This is a genomic window from Microbacterium sp. H83, assembly GCF_001650405.1.
Classification (GTDB): Bacteria; Actinomycetota; Actinomycetes; order Actinomycetales; family Microbacteriaceae; genus Microbacterium.
On sequence record NZ_LWCU01000024.1, the window covers coordinates 19,856 to 37,350 of the forward strand.

At 69.1% G+C, this 17,495-nt stretch carries 17 protein-coding genes and 4 tRNA genes; 11 read left to right on the plus strand and 10 right to left on the minus strand.

The window, feature by feature from the left end; genetic code table 11:
- Positions 1-53 precede the first annotated feature (53 nt).
- Positions 54-1,994, plus strand: coding sequence for a 1-deoxy-D-xylulose-5-phosphate synthase (gene dxs / locus A4X16_RS11460; protein WP_067120658.1), 1,941 nt, complete (start codon positions 54-56; stop codon positions 1,992-1,994).
- Between the two features lie 33 nt (positions 1,995-2,027).
- On the opposite strand, the gene A4X16_RS11465 is transcribed toward dxs, so the two are convergent.
- Positions 2,028-2,720 (minus strand): SPFH domain-containing protein, encoded by a 693-nt coding sequence (locus A4X16_RS11465; RefSeq protein ID WP_067120660.1) that lies wholly within the window; start codon positions 2,718-2,720, stop codon positions 2,028-2,030.
- A gap of 233 nt (positions 2,721-2,953) precedes the next feature.
- On the opposite strand from A4X16_RS11465, the gene A4X16_RS11470 reads away from it, so the two are divergent.
- Positions 2,954-3,886, plus strand: a complete 933-nt coding sequence (locus tag A4X16_RS11470) for a diacylglycerol kinase family protein (RefSeq protein ID WP_067120662.1) — start codon at positions 2,954-2,956, stop codon at positions 3,884-3,886.
- Between the two features lie 51 nt (positions 3,887-3,937).
- Here the strand turns inward: A4X16_RS11470 and A4X16_RS11475 are convergent, their stop codons facing one another.
- The 4 genes from A4X16_RS11475 to A4X16_RS11490 form a co-directional block, all read right to left on the minus strand.
- A complete protein-coding gene (locus A4X16_RS11475) occupies positions 3,938-6,097 on the minus strand; it encodes a 3-hydroxyacyl-CoA dehydrogenase NAD-binding domain-containing protein (RefSeq protein ID WP_067120664.1) in 2,160 nt (719 codons plus the stop codon).
- A gap of 6 nt (positions 6,098-6,103) precedes the next feature.
- Positions 6,104-7,309, minus strand: coding sequence for a thiolase family protein (locus A4X16_RS11480; RefSeq protein ID WP_067120666.1), 1,206 nt, complete (start codon positions 7,307-7,309; stop codon positions 6,104-6,106).
- A gap of 73 nt (positions 7,310-7,382) precedes the next feature.
- Positions 7,383-8,576 (minus strand): ribonuclease D, encoded by a 1,194-nt coding sequence (locus tag A4X16_RS11485; RefSeq protein WP_067120668.1) that lies wholly within the window; start codon positions 8,574-8,576, stop codon positions 7,383-7,385.
- The gene (locus A4X16_RS11490; protein ID WP_067120670.1) at positions 8,569-9,150 is read right to left on the minus strand and encodes a DUF3000 family protein; all 582 of its coding nucleotides are present in this window, start codon (positions 9,148-9,150) and stop codon (positions 8,569-8,571) included. The genes A4X16_RS11485 and A4X16_RS11490 overlap by 8 nt, the downstream gene beginning before the upstream one ends.
- A gap of 25 nt (positions 9,151-9,175) precedes the next feature.
- On the opposite strand from A4X16_RS11490, the gene A4X16_RS11495 reads away from it, so the two are divergent.
- Positions 9,176-10,330 carry an alpha/beta hydrolase family protein gene (locus A4X16_RS11495; protein WP_067120672.1) on the plus strand — a complete coding sequence of 385 codons (1,155 nt, stop codon included), beginning with the start codon at positions 9,176-9,178 and terminating at the stop codon, positions 10,328-10,330.
- Here the strand turns inward: A4X16_RS11495 and A4X16_RS11500 are convergent.
- Positions 10,314-10,745 (minus strand): SufE family protein, encoded by a 432-nt coding sequence (locus A4X16_RS11500; RefSeq protein ID WP_157560136.1) that lies wholly within the window; start codon positions 10,743-10,745, stop codon positions 10,314-10,316. The genes A4X16_RS11495 and A4X16_RS11500 overlap by 17 nt on opposite strands.
- Positions 10,746-10,763: 18 nt before the next feature.
- Positions 10,764-11,657, minus strand: coding sequence for a sulfurtransferase (locus tag A4X16_RS11505; RefSeq protein ID WP_067120676.1), 894 nt, complete (start codon positions 11,655-11,657; stop codon positions 10,764-10,766).
- Between the two features lie 147 nt (positions 11,658-11,804).
- Between A4X16_RS11505 and zapE the strand changes: the two genes are divergently transcribed.
- The 4 genes from zapE to A4X16_RS11525 all read left to right on the plus strand — a co-directional run bounded on the left by zapE (position 11,805) and on the right by A4X16_RS11525 (position 15,263).
- A complete protein-coding gene (gene zapE / locus A4X16_RS11510) occupies positions 11,805-12,854 on the plus strand; it encodes a cell division protein ZapE (protein WP_067120678.1) in 1,050 nt (349 codons plus the stop codon).
- Positions 12,855-12,968: 114 nt separating this feature from the next.
- Positions 12,969-14,207, plus strand: a complete 1,239-nt coding sequence (locus A4X16_RS11515) for an ammonium transporter (RefSeq protein WP_067120680.1) — start codon at positions 12,969-12,971, stop codon at positions 14,205-14,207.
- 20 nt (positions 14,208-14,227) lie between these two features.
- Positions 14,228-14,797, plus strand: a complete 570-nt coding sequence (locus tag A4X16_RS11520) for a type II toxin-antitoxin system PemK/MazF family toxin (RefSeq protein WP_067120682.1) — start codon at positions 14,228-14,230, stop codon at positions 14,795-14,797.
- A gap of 79 nt (positions 14,798-14,876) precedes the next feature.
- Entirely contained in the window at positions 14,877-15,263 is a 387-nt protein-coding gene (locus tag A4X16_RS11525) for an SPW repeat domain-containing protein (protein WP_067120684.1), read from the plus strand.
- An 87-nt stretch (positions 15,264-15,350) separates the two neighbouring features.
- Here A4X16_RS11525 and A4X16_RS11530 read toward each other — a convergent pair whose 3' ends face one another.
- From A4X16_RS11530 to A4X16_RS11540, 3 genes are all read right to left on the minus strand, one after another.
- On the minus strand, positions 15,351-15,773 hold the full coding sequence (locus tag A4X16_RS11530; protein ID WP_157560137.1) for a GIY-YIG nuclease family protein: 423 nt from the start codon (positions 15,771-15,773) through the stop codon (positions 15,351-15,353).
- A 57-nt stretch (positions 15,774-15,830) separates the two neighbouring features.
- Positions 15,831-16,283, minus strand: a complete 453-nt coding sequence (locus A4X16_RS11535; RefSeq protein WP_067120686.1) for a hypothetical protein — start codon at positions 16,281-16,283, stop codon at positions 15,831-15,833.
- Between the two features lie 119 nt (positions 16,284-16,402).
- Positions 16,403-16,475 (minus strand) — tRNA-Val (locus A4X16_RS11540).
- 152 nt (positions 16,476-16,627) lie between these two features.
- Between A4X16_RS11540 and A4X16_RS11545 the strand changes: the two genes are divergently transcribed.
- The 4 genes from A4X16_RS11545 (at position 16,628) to A4X16_RS11560 (ending at position 17,415) form a co-directional block, all read left to right on the plus strand.
- Positions 16,628-16,700 (plus strand) — tRNA-Gly (locus A4X16_RS11545).
- Positions 16,701-16,753: 53 nt separating this feature from the next.
- Positions 16,754-16,824 (plus strand) — tRNA-Cys (locus tag A4X16_RS11550).
- A 25-nt stretch (positions 16,825-16,849) separates the two neighbouring features.
- Positions 16,850-16,921, plus strand: a tRNA-Val gene (locus A4X16_RS11555).
- 110 nt (positions 16,922-17,031) lie between these two features.
- On the plus strand, positions 17,032-17,415 hold the full coding sequence (locus A4X16_RS11560) for a hypothetical protein (protein WP_157560139.1): 384 nt from the start codon (positions 17,032-17,034) through the stop codon (positions 17,413-17,415).
- The last annotated feature ends 80 nt before the right edge of the window (positions 17,416-17,495 follow it).

Here is a 17,495-nt window from a genome sequence, read left to right on the forward strand (position 1 = left end):
CGGCATCCGCACCGGAATCGGATGCCGACAACGGTGCCTGTGAGGAGGTGCAGATGCCCATTCTTCCGAGCATCTCAGGACCGCGTGACCTGGATCGCCTGAGTGAGGACCAGCTGGTCGAGCTCGCTGCGGAGATCCGCGAGTTCCTCGTCGAGAACGTGTCGCGCACGGGCGGTCACCTCGGCCCGAACCTCGGCGTGGTCGAGCTGACGATCGCCCTCCACCGCGTCTTCTCGTCTCCCGAAGACCCCTTCATCTTCGACACCGGTCATCAGTCGTACGTGCACAAGCTCCTCACCGGACGTCAGGACTTCTCGTCGCTCCGCCTGCGCGGCGGACTCGCGGGGTATCCGCAGCGCGGCGAGAGCGACCACGACGTGGTCGAGTCCTCGCACGCCTCCAGCTCGCTCAGCTGGGCCGACGGGGTCTCGCGCGCTCTCACCGCGACCGGTCGCGCCGACCGACACGTGGTCGCCATCGTGGGCGACGGAGCCCTCACGGGCGGCATGACGTGGGAGGCCCTGAACAACATCTCCGACGACAACGACCGCAATCTGGTGATCGTCGTCAACGACAACGGCCGCTCCTATGCGCCGACGATCGGCGGCATGTCGCGGTACCTGAACCGGGTGCGCACCGCCGCGGCGTACAAGGATCTGCATCACAAGTCCGACCGCCTCTTCCGGGCGTTCGGTCCGATCGGACGCGCGATGTTCCGCGGACTGAGGGGCGGGACGCACGGCTTCCTGTCGCGCTTCACGAACAACGAGGCCCTGTACTCGAACCTCGACATCAAGTACCTCGGGCCGGTCGACGGCCACGACCTCCCCGCACTGCTGGAGACGCTCGAGCTGGCCAAGTCGTACGGCGCCCCGGTGATCGTGCACACGATCACCGAGAAGGGGCGCGGCTATCAGCCCGCCCGCGACGACGAGGCCGACCAGTTCCATGCCGTGGGCAAGATCGATCCGGTCACGGGGGAGACCCTCGGATCCGGGGGAACCGGATGGACGGACGTGTTCTCGGACGCGCTCGTGTCGGTCGGCGAACGGCGCGACGACGTCATCGCCATGACGGCAGCGATGCTGCGTCCCACGGGTCTCGCACCCTTCGCCGAGCGCTTCCCGGAGCGCGTGTACGACGTCGGCATCGCGGAGCAGCACGCCGTGGCATCCGCCGCCGGTCTCGCCTTCGGCGGCCTGCACCCCGTCGTCGCGCTCTACGCGACCTTCATGAACCGGGCGTTCGACCAGGTGCTCATGGACGTCGCGCTGCACCGCGCAGGAGTCACGTTCGTACTGGATCGCGCGGGCGTCACCGGCCCGGACGGTCCCAGCCATCACGGCATGTGGGATCTGGCCATGCTGCAGATCGTGCCTCACATCCGCATCGCCGCTCCGCGTGACGCCGTGCGTCTGACGGAGGCACTCGACGAGGCGGTGCTGGTCGATGACGCGCCGACCGTCATCCGCTTCCCGAAGGGCGACGTGGCCCCCGAGCTCCCCGCTCTCGAGCGGCTGCACGACGGCGTCGACGTGCTCGCGCGCGGCGAGACCGAGGACGTGCTCCTCGTCGCCATCGGTCCCTTCGCCGCCCTCGCGATGGACGTCGCGGAGCGACTGCGGGCGCAGGGGATCGGCGCCACCGTGATCGATCCGCGCTGGGCGATCCCGGTGCAGCCGTCGATCGTCAGCATGGCCGCGCGCCACCGCCTGGTGATCACGCTCGAGGACGGCATCCGCGTCGGCGGCATCGGGACCAGGGTCCGTCAGGTGCTCCGTGAAGCCGGCATCGACACCGCCGTCGACGAGCTCGGTCTGCCCGACGAGTTCATCGATCACGCCTCTCGAGATGAGATCCTCACGGACGCGGGGCTGACGCCGTCGAAGATCGCGCAGGACGTCGTCTCGCAGGTCCTCGGAACACGGATCCCCGTCGCCCGTCATGCCGGTGAGACCGGAACCATCGACCTCCCGCTGCGCGAGCGCAGCTGACGCCGGTCGCGCGCGGCGCGCCCGCCGCTGCGCTCAGTTGAGGGCGTGCAGAGCGGCCACGGCCCGTGCGTCGCGATCGGTGTCGCGGAGGGCCGTCGACAGCAGGTATCCGTCGGTGAGCGCGTCGCCGGTCACCATGACCCGCACGAGCTCGACTCCGCACGCGCGGCGGACCTCTTCGGCGCTGGCGGCGATGACCCGGGTGTTGATCTCGTCGTTGTGCGGGAGCTCGGCGCCGTCCATCCCGCGGATGACGTCGCGCAGCGCAGCGCCGACGATGTTCGAGGCGCGTTCCGTGACATTCACGACATCGAGTTCGAACACCCTGAGATCCCGCCCGGTCGGAATCGGTCTCCATTCGAAGGACGCATGCACGCGATGCTGGTGGCCGCTCGCACCGCTCATCTCGCGCGCGGGCAGATCGGTGGCCCGGCACCGCACGTCGATGAGCTTGTACCAGTAGAACAGCGGGAAGGCACCGTGGGAGCCGGGATCCAGCACCACCACTTCGCCCACGGCTCCACCGCGCTTGGGGCGCCGCGACGGACGATTGCGGATGATCGGCTTGCCGTTGCGCGTGCGGATCGCGGCCCAGCCCTCATCGACCGTCACGATGAAGATCTTCAACAGGGCCGGGACGACGAGCAGGATCGTGAGGATCGCCGTGCCCGTCTTCAGAAGACCCGACATTCCCTTACCGCTCAGCATCGTGAGGAGCATGTCCATGTGACCACTGTGCACGCCACGGGGACGGATGATCGTCCCCGGCGCCTGTCTCGACGCGGTATTCACGTGCTGTTCGCGGAGCGTTCTCCCGACCGCCTCGCCACGGAAAGGGGACGCGAGAGGTGCCTCGCGGTGGACGACGGCCGCGTCTTCCGCGTCGGCCGGCGCCGGCGGGGGATACTGAGCGGGAGCCGGTCTGCGCGACCGATGATCGCGTGACCGGAGGGCCGACAGTGGATGCACACGTCGCCGTGCTGTCGAACCCGACCGCGGGCAAGGGCAGAGCGCGTGTCGCCGCGGTGCAGGCCGCCGATGCACTCCGCATCGCAGGAGCGACGCTCCGCGAGTACTCGGGTGCATCCGTCGCCGAGACCCGGATGCTGGCGGCGCAGGCGCTCGCCCTCGCACCCGCCGCGCTCGTGGTCGTCGGCGGCGACGGTACGCTCTCCGGCATCCTCGACATCGTGTGCGCGAGCGACGTCCCCGTCGTGGTCGTGCCGGCCGGCACGGGCAACGATCTCGCCCGAGCGCTCGGTCTGCCGCTCGTCGATCCCGCTGCGGCGGCGATCGTGGCGCTGCGCGGCCGCACACGCCGCATCGACGTCGGCGAGGTGCGCAGCGCCGACGGCACGAGGCTCTTCCTGACGGTGGCTGCGCTGGGGTTCGATGCGAAGGTCAGCGATCGCACCGATCGTCTTCGCTGGCCGCGGGGACAGCTCCGGTATTACCTCGCACTGGTCATCGAGCTGTTCCGACTCCGGCCGATGCGGTTCCGGATGTCGATCGACGGCGGCGCGGCCACGGATGCCCCCGGAACGCTGATCGCGGTGGGGAACACGGCGAGCTACGGCGGGGGCATGCCGATGTGCGTGGGTGCGCAGCCTGACGACGGACGCCTCGACGTGGTCGCCGTCCGGCCTCTCGGACGACTGCGCCTGCTGCGGGTGTTCCCGCGTCTGCTCCGCGGGCGGCATCTCGACCTGCCGGAGGTCTCTCATCGTCGTGCGCAGACAGTGTCGGTGGCCGCCCCCGACCTCGTGGTCTACGCGGACGGCGAGCGCGTCGCGCACGGCGAGTGCGTCATCGCGCTGCGTGCATCCGCTCTCGCCGTCCTGGTACCCGTCGACGGAGTGCCGAGCGTGTCATCGCGGCCCGGAGACCGCTGACGACGACGCAGGGGCCGCGCGACGCGCGACCCCTGCATGTGCGACCCGTGTTCAGCGGTTCTCGGCGCCGCGGATCTGAGGCGAGTGGAACGACCCGCCGAAGGCTCGCTCCGACGCCCCCTCGCGGTCGAGGTACGGCGACGCACCGCCGTCGATGAACGGCCAGCCGGCGCCCAGGATGAGGCACAGATCGATGTCCTCGACCTCGGGCACGACGCCCTCGTCGAGCATCAGTCTGATCTCGCTCGCGAGTCCGTCCTGCACCCGCTGCAGGATCGCCGATGCCGAGGCGGGCGTCTTGCCCACGGCGGGTCGCAGGACCTTCTCCGCCTGCTTCGTCCAGCCGGTCACACGACCGCCCTTGTCCTTCTCGACGACCGCATCGAGCTCCGCCAGCGCGTGGAAGTTCTCGTTCGCGTAGAAGCGCTCGGGGAACGCGTGCGCCATCGTGTCCTGCACGTGGGCCGCGACCTTCCAGCCGACCAGATCGATCAGCTGGAACGGACCCATCGGCAGGCCGAGAGGAGCGAAGGCCTTCTCGACGTCCGTGACGGTCGCGCCCTCGTACACGGCGCGCGCCGCCTCGCCCATGACCTTGGCGAGGAGGCGATTCACGACGAAGCCGGGAGCATCCGCGGTGAGCACCGCGTTCTTGCCCAGGCTCTTCGCGACCACGAAGGCCGTGGCCAGCGCGGCATCGGCGGTCGTCGGCGTCTTCACGATCTCGATGAGCGGCATGACCGCGACCGGGTTGAAGAAATGGAAGCCGACGAGGCGCTCGGGGTGTGCCAGCTTCGCGCCGATCTCCTCGACCGACAGCGACGAGGTGTTCGTGGCGAGGATCGCGTCCTCGGCGATGATCGCCTCGATCTCGCCGAACACCTGCTGCTTGACGCCGACCTCCTCGAACACGGCTTCGATCACGAAGTCGCAGTCCGCGTACAGGCTCTTGTCGGTCGTGCCGGTGACGAGCGCCCGCAGCCTGTTCGCCGAGTCCGCGTCGAGGCGGCCCTTCGACTCCAGCTTGCCGATCTCCTCGTGGATGTAGGCGACGCCCTTGTCGACGCGCGCCTGGTCGAGGTCCGTGATCAGCACCGGCACCTGCAGCTTGCGGACGAAGAGCAGGGCGAATTGGCTCGCCATCAGCCCCGCGCCGATGATGCCGACCTTGGTGACCTTCTTCGCGAGCGCCTTGTCGGGCGCTCCCACCGGACGCTTGGCCCGCTTCTGCACGAGATCGAACGCGTACATGGAGGCGGCGAACTGGTCGCCCGTCACCAGGTCGGCGAGAGCCTCGTCCTCGCGGGCGAATCCCTCGGCCTTGGTGCCGCTCTTCGCCCTGTCGAGGAGATCGAGTGCGGCGTACGGCGATCTCGGCACCGTGCCGATCTTCGACTCGAGCATGCCGCGCGCCATCTTGATGGCGATCGGCCACTTGGTGAGTCGCTCGATCTTGCCCGGCTCGTTCCGGCGCTCGACCTTCTTGCCGTTCAGCACGGCGTCGGCCCACGCGAGCGAGTTCTCGAGGTAGTTCGCCGCCGGGAAGATCGCGTCCACGATGCCGTAGTCGAAGGCCTGCTGCGGCTTCAGCATCCGGTTCTGCTTGAGCGGATTCGAGATGACGACCTCGAGCGCGTTCTCGATCCCGATCAGGTTGGGCAGCAGGTACGCGCCGCCCCACCCCGGGATGATGCCGAGGAAGACCTCGGGCAGGGCGATCGCGGCGGCGGACGCGTCGACCGTGCGATACGTCGAGTTGAGCGCGATCTCCAGCCCGCCGCCGAGTGCGAGGCCGTTGACGAACGCGAACGACGGGACGCCGAGCTCTCCGAGGGTGCCGAGCACCTTGTGGCCGAGCTGGGCGATCAGCCGCGCGTGATCCCGCGATCCCACCTTGCCGATGTCCGAGAGGTCGGCGCCGGCGGCGAGGATGTACTGCTTGCCCGTGATCCCGACGGCCTGGATCTCGCCGGCGGCGGCTCGGTCGCGCAGCGTGTCGAGCGTCTCGCCCAGCGCGGTGAGAGTGGCGGGGCCGAGCGTGTTGGGGCGGGTGTGGTCGCGGCCGTTGTCCAGGGTGATGAGGGCGAGCACCTTGCCGGACCCGAGGCGGATGTCGCGGACGGTGGAGCGGGTGATCACCTCACCGTCGGTGAGCTCCTGGATGGGGGAGAAGTCGACGTTCGCGTACTGGTCGGAAATCGGAGTGGCCATCTGCGCTTACTTCCTCTTCTTGCCGTCGAAGTGCGGGTTCTCCCAGATGACGGAACCGCCCTGGCCGAGACCGACGCACATCGCGGTCAGGCCGTAGCGCACGTCGGGACGCTCGGCGAACTGGGCCGCGAGCTGGATCATCAATCGCACGCCGGAGGCCGCGAGCGGGTGTCCGACCGCGATCGCCCCGCCCCAGGGGTTGACGCGGGGATCGTCGTCGGCGATGCCGAAGTGGTCGAGCAGGGAGATCACCTGGATCGCGAACGCCTCGTTGAGTTCGAAGAGGCCGATGTCCGAGATCTGGAGGCCGGCCTTCTTGAGGGCCTTCTCGGTGGAGGGGATCGGTCCGATGCCCATGATCTCGGGCTGCACACCGGCGAACGCAAAGGAGACCATCCGCATCTTCGGGGCGAGACCGAACTCCTTCACCGCGCCGCCGCCGGCGAGCAGCGACATCGTCGCGCCGTCGGTGAGGGGGGACGAGGTGCCCGCGGTCACACGGCCGTGGGGGCGGAACGGGGTCTTGAGAGAGGCGAGATCCTCCATCGTCGTCTGCGGGCGACGACCCTCGTCCTCGGTGGCGAGGCCCCAGGCGCCGTCGGCGTCCTTGATGGCGACGGACACGAGGTCGGGCTGGATCCTGCCGGCGTCGTACGCGGCCTGCACCTTGTGCTGGCTCAGCATCCCGTAGCGGTCCGAGCGCTCCTTGGTGAGGTGCGGGAATCGATCGAAGATGCGCTCGGCGGTCACGCCCATGTTGAGCGCGCCGGGATCGACCATCTTCTCCGCCACGAACCGCGGGTTCGGGTCGGCGTTGCCGCCGATCGGGTGGTGGCCCATGTGCTCGACACCGCCCGCGAGCGCGACGTCGTACATGCCGACGCCGATCGAGGCGCCCATCGTCGTCACGCTCGTCATCGCACCGGCGCACATGCGCTCGACGGCCAGTCCCGGCACGGTCTGCGGAAGACCCGCGAGGATCGCGACGGAGCGACCGAGGGTCAGCCCCTGGTCGCCGGTCTGACTCGTCGCGGCGATCGCCACGTCGTCGATCCGATCGGCCGGCACGGTCGCGTTGCGCTCCATGAGACCGATCGTCGCCTTCACGGCGAGGTCGTCTGCGCGGGTGTTCCAGTACATGCCCTTTTCGCCGGCGCGCCCGAAGGGGGTGCGCACTCCATCGACGAAGAAGACGTCCGAGATCTCGGCCACTCTGCCTCCAAGTTTGTGCGGTGGCCTCAGTCTATGAAGGCGCAGAAACGGGGAGGAATCGGTTGGATCGAACCTACGAAGCGGGTGCGGACGCCTCGTCGGGCGATTGCGCGGCTTCTACAAAGGCAGTGGCGATCTTCTGTGCAGTCTGTGCAACCTGCCACGGCCGCGCGCCCAGCGCGATCAGAGCCGATCCGATCGCCTCCGGGGTCGTGCCGGGCACGTCCCAGGCGATCCGCCGGAGGTAGTCGGGCGTGAGGAGGTTCTCCGTCGGCATGTGCAGCTCTTCGGCGGTCGCCTCGACCAGCGGGCGCGCCACCTTCAGGCGAGCGTCGGCCTCGGGGTTCCGATCGGCCCAGGCGCGCGGGGGAGGCAGGGTGTCGCTGGGCACGCGCTCACGGGGCAGCTCCTCCGACGCGCGGCCCTCGACGATGGCCTGCCACCAGCGGTCGAGCTGCGTGCGGCTCGCCCGCCCCTGGAAGTCCTTGATGCCCGCGAGGGCCTGTTTGCTCTGCGGGTTCGCCAGCACGGCGGCGACCAGGGAGCGGTCGGGCACGAGTCTGCCCGGCGAGACGTCCTGCTGCTGCGCGTAGGCCTCCCGCGCCTGCCAGAGCGCCCGGGCGACGGCGAGGTTGCGTGCCCCCCGCACCTGGTGAAGGCCGCTCAACCGGCGCCAGGGATCCTCGCGAGGCGGCTTGGGCAGTCTCGTGAGCGTCGCGGCGAACTCCTCGGCGGCGAACGCGGTCTTGCCCTGCTCCACGAGCTCCGCCTGGAGCGCCTCGTAGACGTCGATGAGGTGGAGGACGTCGAGGGCCGCGTACTCCAGCCATGCGGCAGGAAGCGGACGCGTCGACCAGTCGGCCGCCGAGTGCTCCTTCTTGAGCGTGATGCCGAGGGTGCGCTCGACGACGGCCGCGAGACCGACGCGGTCGTGGCCGAGGAGACGGGAGGCCAGCTCGGTGTCGAAGATCGACGCGGGCATCAGATCGAGCTCGCGCAGGGAGGGGAGGTCCTGGCTCGCGGCATGGAAGACCCACTGCACATCGCCGATCGCCGCCTGGAGGGGAGCGAAGTCCCCCAGCGCGGGCGGGTCGAACAGGAAGACTCCCGCATCCCGTCGGAACACCTGGACGAGGTAGGCGCGCTGGGAGTAGCGGAAGCCCGACGCCCTCTCGACGTCGACGGCGACGGGGCCCGTGCCTGCGGCGAGCGCGGCGCAGGCCGCGGCGAACTCCGAGACGTCGGAGATCACGGAGTATTCAGTCACGTGCTGCCTTTCGCGCGCCGATCACGGCGATGCCCTCGGAACCGGGCGGAAGACCCGCCAGCATCCCGACCAGTTCGGCCCATGCTTCGACGTGCGGTCGGAACGGGCCCTCGGGTGTCCAGGACGCCCTCAATTCTATCTGCGCGCCGTCGCCTTCGTCCGCGAGGCCCCCGAAGCCCTTGGAGAGGGTCTTCGTCGACGTCCCGGATGGCGAGTGGTAGACCGCGCCCCGGGAGTCGAGAGCGTCCACGAGCCATGCCCACGTCACGTCCGCCAGAAGGGGATCGGTGCCGATCTCGGTCTCCAGCGGGGCCTGCGCGAAGATCACCGTCCGCCACGACCCGCCCCACGCGGCGGGAGCCTCGGGATCGTGGAGCAGCACGAAGCGCCCGGTGCCATAGACGGAGTCCCCGTCATCGTCCGGCCGGACGTCCGCGGCGAGGGCCAGAGCGAACGGTGCGAGGCCCTGGGGCGTGGGGATCTCACGGACGACGAGGTCCGCGCGGAACGCCGTATCGCGCAGTTCTGCCACGGCGGCGTCGAAGATCGTCCCGGCATCGGGGTGAGCGGTCACGGCAACAGGCTAGAGTCAGGAGGCGATGAAGAGTCTCAGGCACGCCGTTGCGCTCGTTGTCCCTGCTCTGCTCGCTCTGGGGACGGCGATGAGCCTTCTCGTGTTCGCGGTGGCGCGTCGTGTCGTCGTCCCGGCCCGTCGTCCGGCCGACGCCGAGATCATCTCCGTGGACACCGGGGCGCAGACGATCGAGCTCGCACGCACCCCCGACACCGAGCTCCCCGGCCGTTACGGACTGTCGACCTCGGGGACCTACGGCTACGTGAAGCTCGGGGCCGTGCTCAGCGCCGATGCCACGACGGTCCGGCGGAAGCTGCTGACGAAGATCGAGCCGGGCGCACGCGTCGACAGGTCAGCGGGGTTCAGCGGGTGGTACTACTCCTCGCCGAGCGAGCTGCACCTGCGGTGGGAGAACATCCTGATCGGCTCGCCGGCCGGACCGTGTCCCGCCTGGTACTTCCCCGCGGAGTCCTCGACCTGGGTGATCCAGGTGCACGGGCGCGGGGTCACCCGGGCGGAGTGCCTCCGAGCCGTCCCCGTGCTCAACGCCGCCGGCTTCCCGAACCTGGTCGTGTCGTACCGGAACGACGGCGAGGCTCCGCGCAGCCGATCCGGTGCCTACGCGCTCGGGGCCGCGGAGTGGCGAGACGTCGACACGGCGATCGCGTATGCACTGCGGCGCGGAGCGGAGCGGGTCGTCCTCATGGGGTGGTCGATGGGCGGCGCGGTGGCGCTGCAGACCGCCGTGAACTCGGGCCATCGCGATCGGATCGCCGGCCTTATCCTCGAGTCCCCGGTCGTCGACTGGCGAACGGTTCTCCGGTTCCAGGCGAAGGCGGCCGGGATGCGGGCGCCGCTGCCCGATCTCGCGATGAGCGCGCTGTCGGTGCCGTTCACCGCACGCCTCAGCGGTGCGGAGGACGCGATCCCGTTCGACCGCCTCGACATGGTCGCGCGCGCGGCGGAGCTCACGGTCCCCATCCTGATACTGCACAGCGACGACGACGGCTTCGTGCCCGCGGACGCCTCGCACGCGCTGCAGGAGGCGCGGCCCGACCTCGTCACGATGCCGCGGTTCTCGGTGGCGCGCCACACCAAGCTGTGGAACTACGACGAGGCGGGCTGGAGCACCGCGATCACCGACTGGCTGGCGCAGCGCGGATTCAGCGCTTCTGCCTGACCTGCTTCTTGGCGCGCATGAGCATCCCCGTCATCCCGCCGATGCGCAGCGGTGACACCGCTCTGGTGAGCCCGATCGACTGCGGGTAGTCGTCGGGGATCGCCAGGACCTCGTCGGGCGTGAGCCCGGTGATGCCCTGCACGAGGATGCTGGCGAACCCCCGCGTGGTCGGCGCCTCGGGCGGTGCCGTGGCGTGCATCGTCACCACGTCGTCGTGCACCTCTACGTAGATGTAGACCGGGGACTGGCACTCCGCGACGCGCTCGCACATCTCCGGATGGTTCGCGACCTCCTCCGAGACCTCCGGCAGCTCGTCGGCGTACTCCAGGAGGAGCAGCAGCCGATCGGACTCCGGGGTCTCCAGGAAGCCGTCGCGGATCTCGGCGAGGATGTCAGGAACGTTCGCGGTGGTCATCCCTGTCATTGTCACACGTCAGAGGGAGCCGGGCTCCGAGCCGGTGACGATCGGGACGCGCACCGCGCTGCCCCACTCGGTCCAGGAGCCGTCGTAGTTGCGGACGTTCTGGAAGCCGAGCAGGTGCTTCAGGACGAACCACGTGTGGCTCGAGCGCTCGCCGATGCGGCAGTAGGCCACGACGTCGTCGCCGTCGGCGAGTCCGGCGCCGTCGCGGTAGATCGCGTCGAGCTCGGCGCGCGACCTGAACCCGCCGTCCTCCGCGACCGCCTTCGCCCACGGCACGCTCTGCGCGGTCGGGATGTGCCCCGCGCGCAGCGTGCCCTCCTCGGGGTACGCGGGAGCCGTGGTGCGCTCCCCGCTGTACTCCTCCGGAGAGCGGACGTCGATCAGCGGGCTGCCGATGTGGGCGAGCACGTCCTCCTTGTAGGCGCGGATCGCGGCGTCGTCGCGCTCGACGATGGGGTACTCCGTGGGCGAGATCTGCGGGGCGTCCCGGGTGATCTCGCGTCCCTCGGCGATCCAGCGGTCGCGGCCGCCGTCGAGCAGGCGCACGTCCTCGTGTCCGAAGAGCGAGAACACCCACAGGGCGTACGCGGCCCACCAGTTGTTCTTGTCGCCGTAGATCACGACGGTGTCGTCGCGCGCGATGCCCTTGCTGCTGAGCAGCGCCGCGAAGCCCTCCCCGTCGACGTAGTCCCGCACGACGGGGTCGTTCAGCTCGGTGTGCCAGTCGACCTTCACCGCACCGGGGATGTGGCCGGTCTCGTACAGGAGGACGTCCTCGTCGGATTCGACCACCACGAGACCCGGCGTCCCGAGGCGCTCGGCGAGCCACTCGGTGGTGACGAGGCGGCCGGGCTCGGCGTACTCGGCGAACTTGGGCGAGGTGGTGTCGAACTCGATGGCCACAGGGATCTCCTCAGACTGGTGAGCGGCGATGATGCGGGGTGCGACGGCGTAATGTGGAGCCGTCACTTCGACGATAGATCCACGCCGTACGCCCTGCACCCGATTCGTAAGACTTCGACACAGGTGCGCACCCGAATCAGGACCGTGATGACCGACACGCCCACCCGCACGGGCATCGTGCACCTCACCGATCGCCAGCCGACCGTCAGCGGCCCCGAGATGCTCGCGAGCCTCGTCCCGCCGCCTCAGTTCGACGGTGCGACGTTCGACAGCTATCGGGCCGACCCCGCCTATCCGTCGCAGGAGGAGGCCAAGGAGACGCTGATTCGATTCGCGGGCCGCGGGGCGCCCGTCAAGCGAGGCGGATTCTTCAGCCGCGCGAAGAAGGAGCCGGAGGTCAAGCCCGGCGTCTATCTCGACGGCGGCTTCGGTGTGGGCAAGACCCACCTCCTCGCGTCGATCTACCATGCGATGCCCGCGCGCAGGAAGTACTTCGGGTCGTTCATCGAGTACACGGCGCTCGTGGGAGCGCTCGGCTACAAGAACACCGTCGACCTGCTCAAGGGCGCGGATCTGCTGTGCATCGACGAGTTCGAGCTCGACGATCCGGGCGACACGATGGTCATGACCCGTCTGCTCGGCGAGCTGGTGCCCACGGGGACCAAGCTCGCCGCGACCTCCAACACGCCGCCGAACGCGCTCGGCGAAGGGCGCTTCGCCGCTCAGGACTTCCTGCGCGAGATCCACGCGATGTCGGACAGCTTCCAGACGCTGCGCATCGACGGCGTCGACTTCCGTCAGCGCGCGCTGGACGGTCACGCCGTCGTGAGCGACGCCGACGAGTACGCACAGGCGCTCGAGACGGGCGCGGCGGCGGGAACGGCATCCGATGACTCCTTCGACGACGCGATCCGTCATCTGGCCCGCGTGCACCCCTCGCGCTACCTCCGCCTCATCACCGGCCTCGACCTCGTGGGGCTGCGCGACGTGCGCGTCCTGACCGATCAGTCGGAGGCCCTGCGCTTCGTCGCCTTCGTGGATCGGGTCTACGACGCGCAGATCCCGATCGTCGCGACGGGTGTGAGCCTCGACCAGGTCTTCGCGGAGGAGATGCTGGGCGGGGGATACCGCAAGAAGTACCTGCGAGCGATCTCCCGACTCAACGCACTCACACACGCGGATCGCAGCCCCGCGTAACGCGATGTTCACATCGCGGCCGCGGCTGTAACGCGCGCGCAACAAACTTCACGCATTCCGGAAATCGAGCGTCGCCACACTGAAGCTCTCCCTTCCCGAATGTGAGGTTTGACTATGGATGCTCCAGGCAACATCTCCTGGGCGATCACCGCGACCGCCCTCGTCCTGCTCATGACGCCCGGCGTCGCCTTCTTCTACGGCGGTCTCGTCAAGGCGAAGAGCGTCGTCAGCATGATGATGATGAGCTTCGGCTCGATCGGACTCGTCGCGGTCCTCTGGATCCTCTTCGGATTCTCGATGAGCGCCGTCGACAGCCCGACCGCCTTCGCCGGAAACCCGTTCGCGGACTTCGGCCTCTCGTCGCTCGCCTCGGGCGAGGGTTCGAACGTCGCGCTCCTCGGCGTGGCCTACGGCGCGACCTTCGCGATCATCACGGTCGCCCTGATCTCCGGCGCCATCGCGGACCGCGCGAAGTTCGGCAGCTGGCTGATCTTCGCCGGCGTCTTCGCCACCGTCGGCTACTTCCCGGTCGCCGCCTGGGTCTGGGGCGGCGGATGGATCATGAACCTCGGTACCACGCTGTTCGGCGAGGACAGCGGCATCGGCGTCATCGACTACGCCGGCGGCACCGCCGTGCACATCAACGCCGGGGCGGCCGCCCTGGCGCTCGCGCTCGTCCTCGGTAAGCGCATCGGCTTCCAGAAGGGCATCCTCAAGCCGCACAACGTGCCGCTCACGCTCCTCGGCGCCGCGCTGCTGTGGTTCGGCTGGTTCGGCTTCAACGCCGGTGCGGAGTGGCTCGCCGAGGACATGGGCGGCGTCGGACTCATCGGCCTGAACACGCTCGGCGCCACGGCGGCCGCGATCCTCGGCTGGATCCTCATCGAGAAGATCAAGGACGGGAAGCCCACCTCGGTCGGCGCCGCCTCGGGTGCCGTCGCCGGTCTCGTCGCCATCACGCCCGCGTGCGCCAACCTTACGCCCGGCTGGTCCCTCCTGCTCGGTGCGGTCGCCGGCATCGTGTGCGCCCTGGCCGTCGAGCTGAAGTTCCGCCTCGGCTTCGACGACTCGCTCGACGTGGTCGGCATCCACCTCGTGGGCGGCCTCATCGGCACGGTCTACCTCGGCTTCTTCGCCACCGGCACCGGCCTCTTCGTCGGCGGCGACGCCCGTCAGCTCGCCGTCCAGGTGATCGCCGCGCTCGGCGTGCTGATCTACTCGTTCGTGGTCGCGTTCATCATCGGCTTCGCGATCCAGAAGACGATCGGCTTCCGCATCACGAGCGAGGACGAGATCGCCGGCGTCGACCAGGTGGTCCATGGCGAGGAGGGCTACGCGCTCGCAGACGCGTGACCTGCGGTTAGGGTGACCGTGTGAGCAAAGGCACCGGCATCCTGACAGCACTCGCGGAGATCCTGCGCACCGCATTCGGATCAGACCGGGCGTCTCGGACATCACAGAGTCCGAGGCGCCCGGTCTCGCGTCTGCGCCCGACCGACGTCGCCCGGACGTCCGGGGCGGTCGCCACGAGCGGGACCGCCACGGTGCGCGTGGATCCGGACCGGATCGACGACCTGCGCATCGATCACGCGCCCGATCGGGACGGCGCCCCGGACGCGGGGGAGATCGTCTGGACCTGGGTGCCCTATGAGGAGAACGACGGTCGCGGCAAGGACCGCCCCGTGCTCGTGATCGGTCGCCAGTCCGCGGACCGCGTGTACGCGGTGAGGATGACGAGCAAGCCGCATGACGGAGAGCGCGACTACCTCTCCATCGGCGCAGGTCGATGGGACTCGCAGGGCAGGGAGTCCTGGGTCGACATCGAGCAGCTGTACAGCGTGCACGAGACCGGACTGCGCCGGGAGGCCGCCGTGCTCGACCGCGATCGCTTCGGCCGCATCGCAGCTGCGCTCGCGCGTCGTTATCGCTGGACCGCCGCCTGACGTCCTCGTCCAATCCGTTTCGCAGAGGGCTGCGAACCATCTGTGAGTCGCAACGCGCGGCGTCATGGAGGAGGCAATCATGCGTTTCATTCCCACCAAGGTCCACGGAGTCCTCGACTACGTCGTCGGCATCGCGCTCATCGCCGCACCGTGGCTGTTCGGCTTCGCCGGCGTCGGCGGTCCCGCCGTCATCATCCCGATCGTGCTCGGCGTCGGCCTGATCGTCTACAGCCTGTTCACCAAGTACGAGTGGGGCCCCTTCGGCTTCATCCCGATGCCCGTGCACCTCGTCTTCGACATCGTCGCCAGCCTGTTCCTGGCCCTGTCGCCGTGGATCTTCGGCTTCTCGACCGAGGCGCCCAACGTGTGGGTCCCTCACGTCGTCGTCGGCGTCGCGGTGATCCTCGTGGTGCTGTTCTCGCAGCCGCAGCCCGCGAAGGTGAAGGCCGGCGCAGCGCGCGCCTGACCTTCCTCACGACCCTGAGGCCCCGCACGGTATCGGTCCCGTGCGGGGCCTCAGTTCGTCCGCACGCTGTCGGGTCGGGCACGCGACTCACCGCCGCAGGGCGTCGCTCACCCAGCGGGCGTAGAGCTGCCAGGGGTCGGGCAGGGTCTGCAGCCCTTTGATATGCGATCCGAGGCCGGGAGTCAGCGTGAACCACTCGCCACCTTCCCGGCATTCGGCGAACTCGAGATGGCGCGCCTGTTCGACATCGCGACCGCCGCGTTCGAACGCGAGGAGCTCCTCGTGGCGGATGCTCGCGAGACGCTGCCTCGGGCGCCGGCTCGTGCCGATCTTCACCCTCCGGTCGTAGCGGATGTAGTAGACGACCTCGATGATCGGACGGGGCAGATCGTGATCGGGACTCGTGCCGAACAGCCACCCGCACCACGCGCAGACGAGGCCGTTCTCCGTGCGCACGCCGTCGGACCGCCCGCAGAGGGCGCACGGGTCGGGAAGACGGATGCCGGTCATCTCCGTGAGGCTAGCGGCGGGTGCCGACACTCGGCATCCCGCACCCGCGGACGCGCCTCAGACCTCGCCGCGCCGGCGCTTCGGGCCGCGGGGCTTCCAGTCCCACCACATGAAGTGGTGATCGCCCTGCTCGACGTCGAAGACGAGGCCGCAGACCGCGCATTCGCAGACGTACGTCATCGACCATCCGGGTTCGCTGGTCGAGAGGATGCGGACGTTGCCGCTGGTGTCCTCCTTGCGCGGATCGTGCGTGAGCATGCCCGGGTAGACCGCGCACCAGCATCGACCCTCACGGTGCTTCTCGAGCTTCGTCAACGCGTGCGCGAGGTGGCCGTTGTTGGAGTAGATCATCCCGCCGAGGTCGAGGTCCGCCGTCGAGCGCCTGATCAGGGGGAGGGCCTCGACGAGCGGCTGCAGCTGCTCGGGATCCCGGGAGCGGATCGTCTCCCAGACGGCGTGGAGGACTCGCGAGCCGTCGCGGGAGAGGAAGTCGTCGAGCAGCGTCGGCATGTGGTCAGGCTAGCAATCGACGGATGCGGGATCGGCGTGCGGCGCCCGGGGAGCGATACGGAGTCACCACGGCCTCGGGAACGGAAGAAGCCCCTCCGTGGAGGGGCTTCTCGATGCGGTGGGCGATACCGGACTCGAACCGATGACCTCTTCCGTGTGAAGGAAGCGCGCTACCAACTGCGCCAATCGCCCATACCCGTGGGGTACGTCAACCGATACTACCGGACGCCGGACGGCGCCGATGACCATCCGTGCGGACACGCGCGAGAATCGGACCCGGTTTGGACAGTCGCCGATCATCGGCTAATGTTTATCAAGTGCTCGGGGGAACAACCCGGGACAACGCGGATGTAGCGCAGTTGGTAGCGCACAACCTTGCCAAGGTTGGGGTCGCGAGTTCGAGTCTCGTCATCCGCTCAAGTGCAGGGGCCTTCTTCGGAGGGCCTTCCGCACGTGGGGTCAATCCACACGGTGGCGTGGCCGAGCGGCTAGGCACCGGCCTGCAAAGCCGTTTACACGGGTTCGAATCCCGTCGCCACCTCTCTGAAACTGAATAGCCCTTACGGGCGCGATTGGCGCAGCGGTAGCGCGCTTCCCTGACACGGAAGAGGTCACTGGTTCGATCCCAGTATCGCGCACAGACGAGAACCCCCGGCATCTGCCGGGGGTTCTCTCGTATGCGCTCGCTGATCCTGAGCGTCGACCCGCATCCCGGAGGGCTCCCAGCCGGCCTCGGTAGGCTCAGCGGGTGAAGACCTCGAGACTGCGCATGGCCCTGGCCGGCACGCTGCTGGCCCTGACGATGTCCGGCTGCAGCGCGCCGGCACCGACGCCCACTCCGACCGAGCCGGCGCCGCAGACTCCGCCGCCCGCCGCCGTGTCGACGCCGACTCCCGCCCCCGGCTCGGCCTCGGAGCAGACGGCCGTCGAGGTGCAGGCCATGAGCGACCTGTGGGAGAGTGCGCCCCCGGAGCAGCGCGAGGACGCCCTGCGCGTGATCGGTCTCGATCCGGCCGATCCGCAGCCGACGGACGACGCCGTCGAGACGCTCGTGTCGAAGGCGGCGGAGCTCGGGTACGTCGTGTCCGAGGACGCAGCGCGGCAGTTCCTGGCTCAGATCTCAGGAGACTGACCCGCGATCGCGGACCCGATGACACCGCTTGGACTTTCGTCGAAGGCCTCGAGGGGACTTTCGTCGATGATTCCCATTCG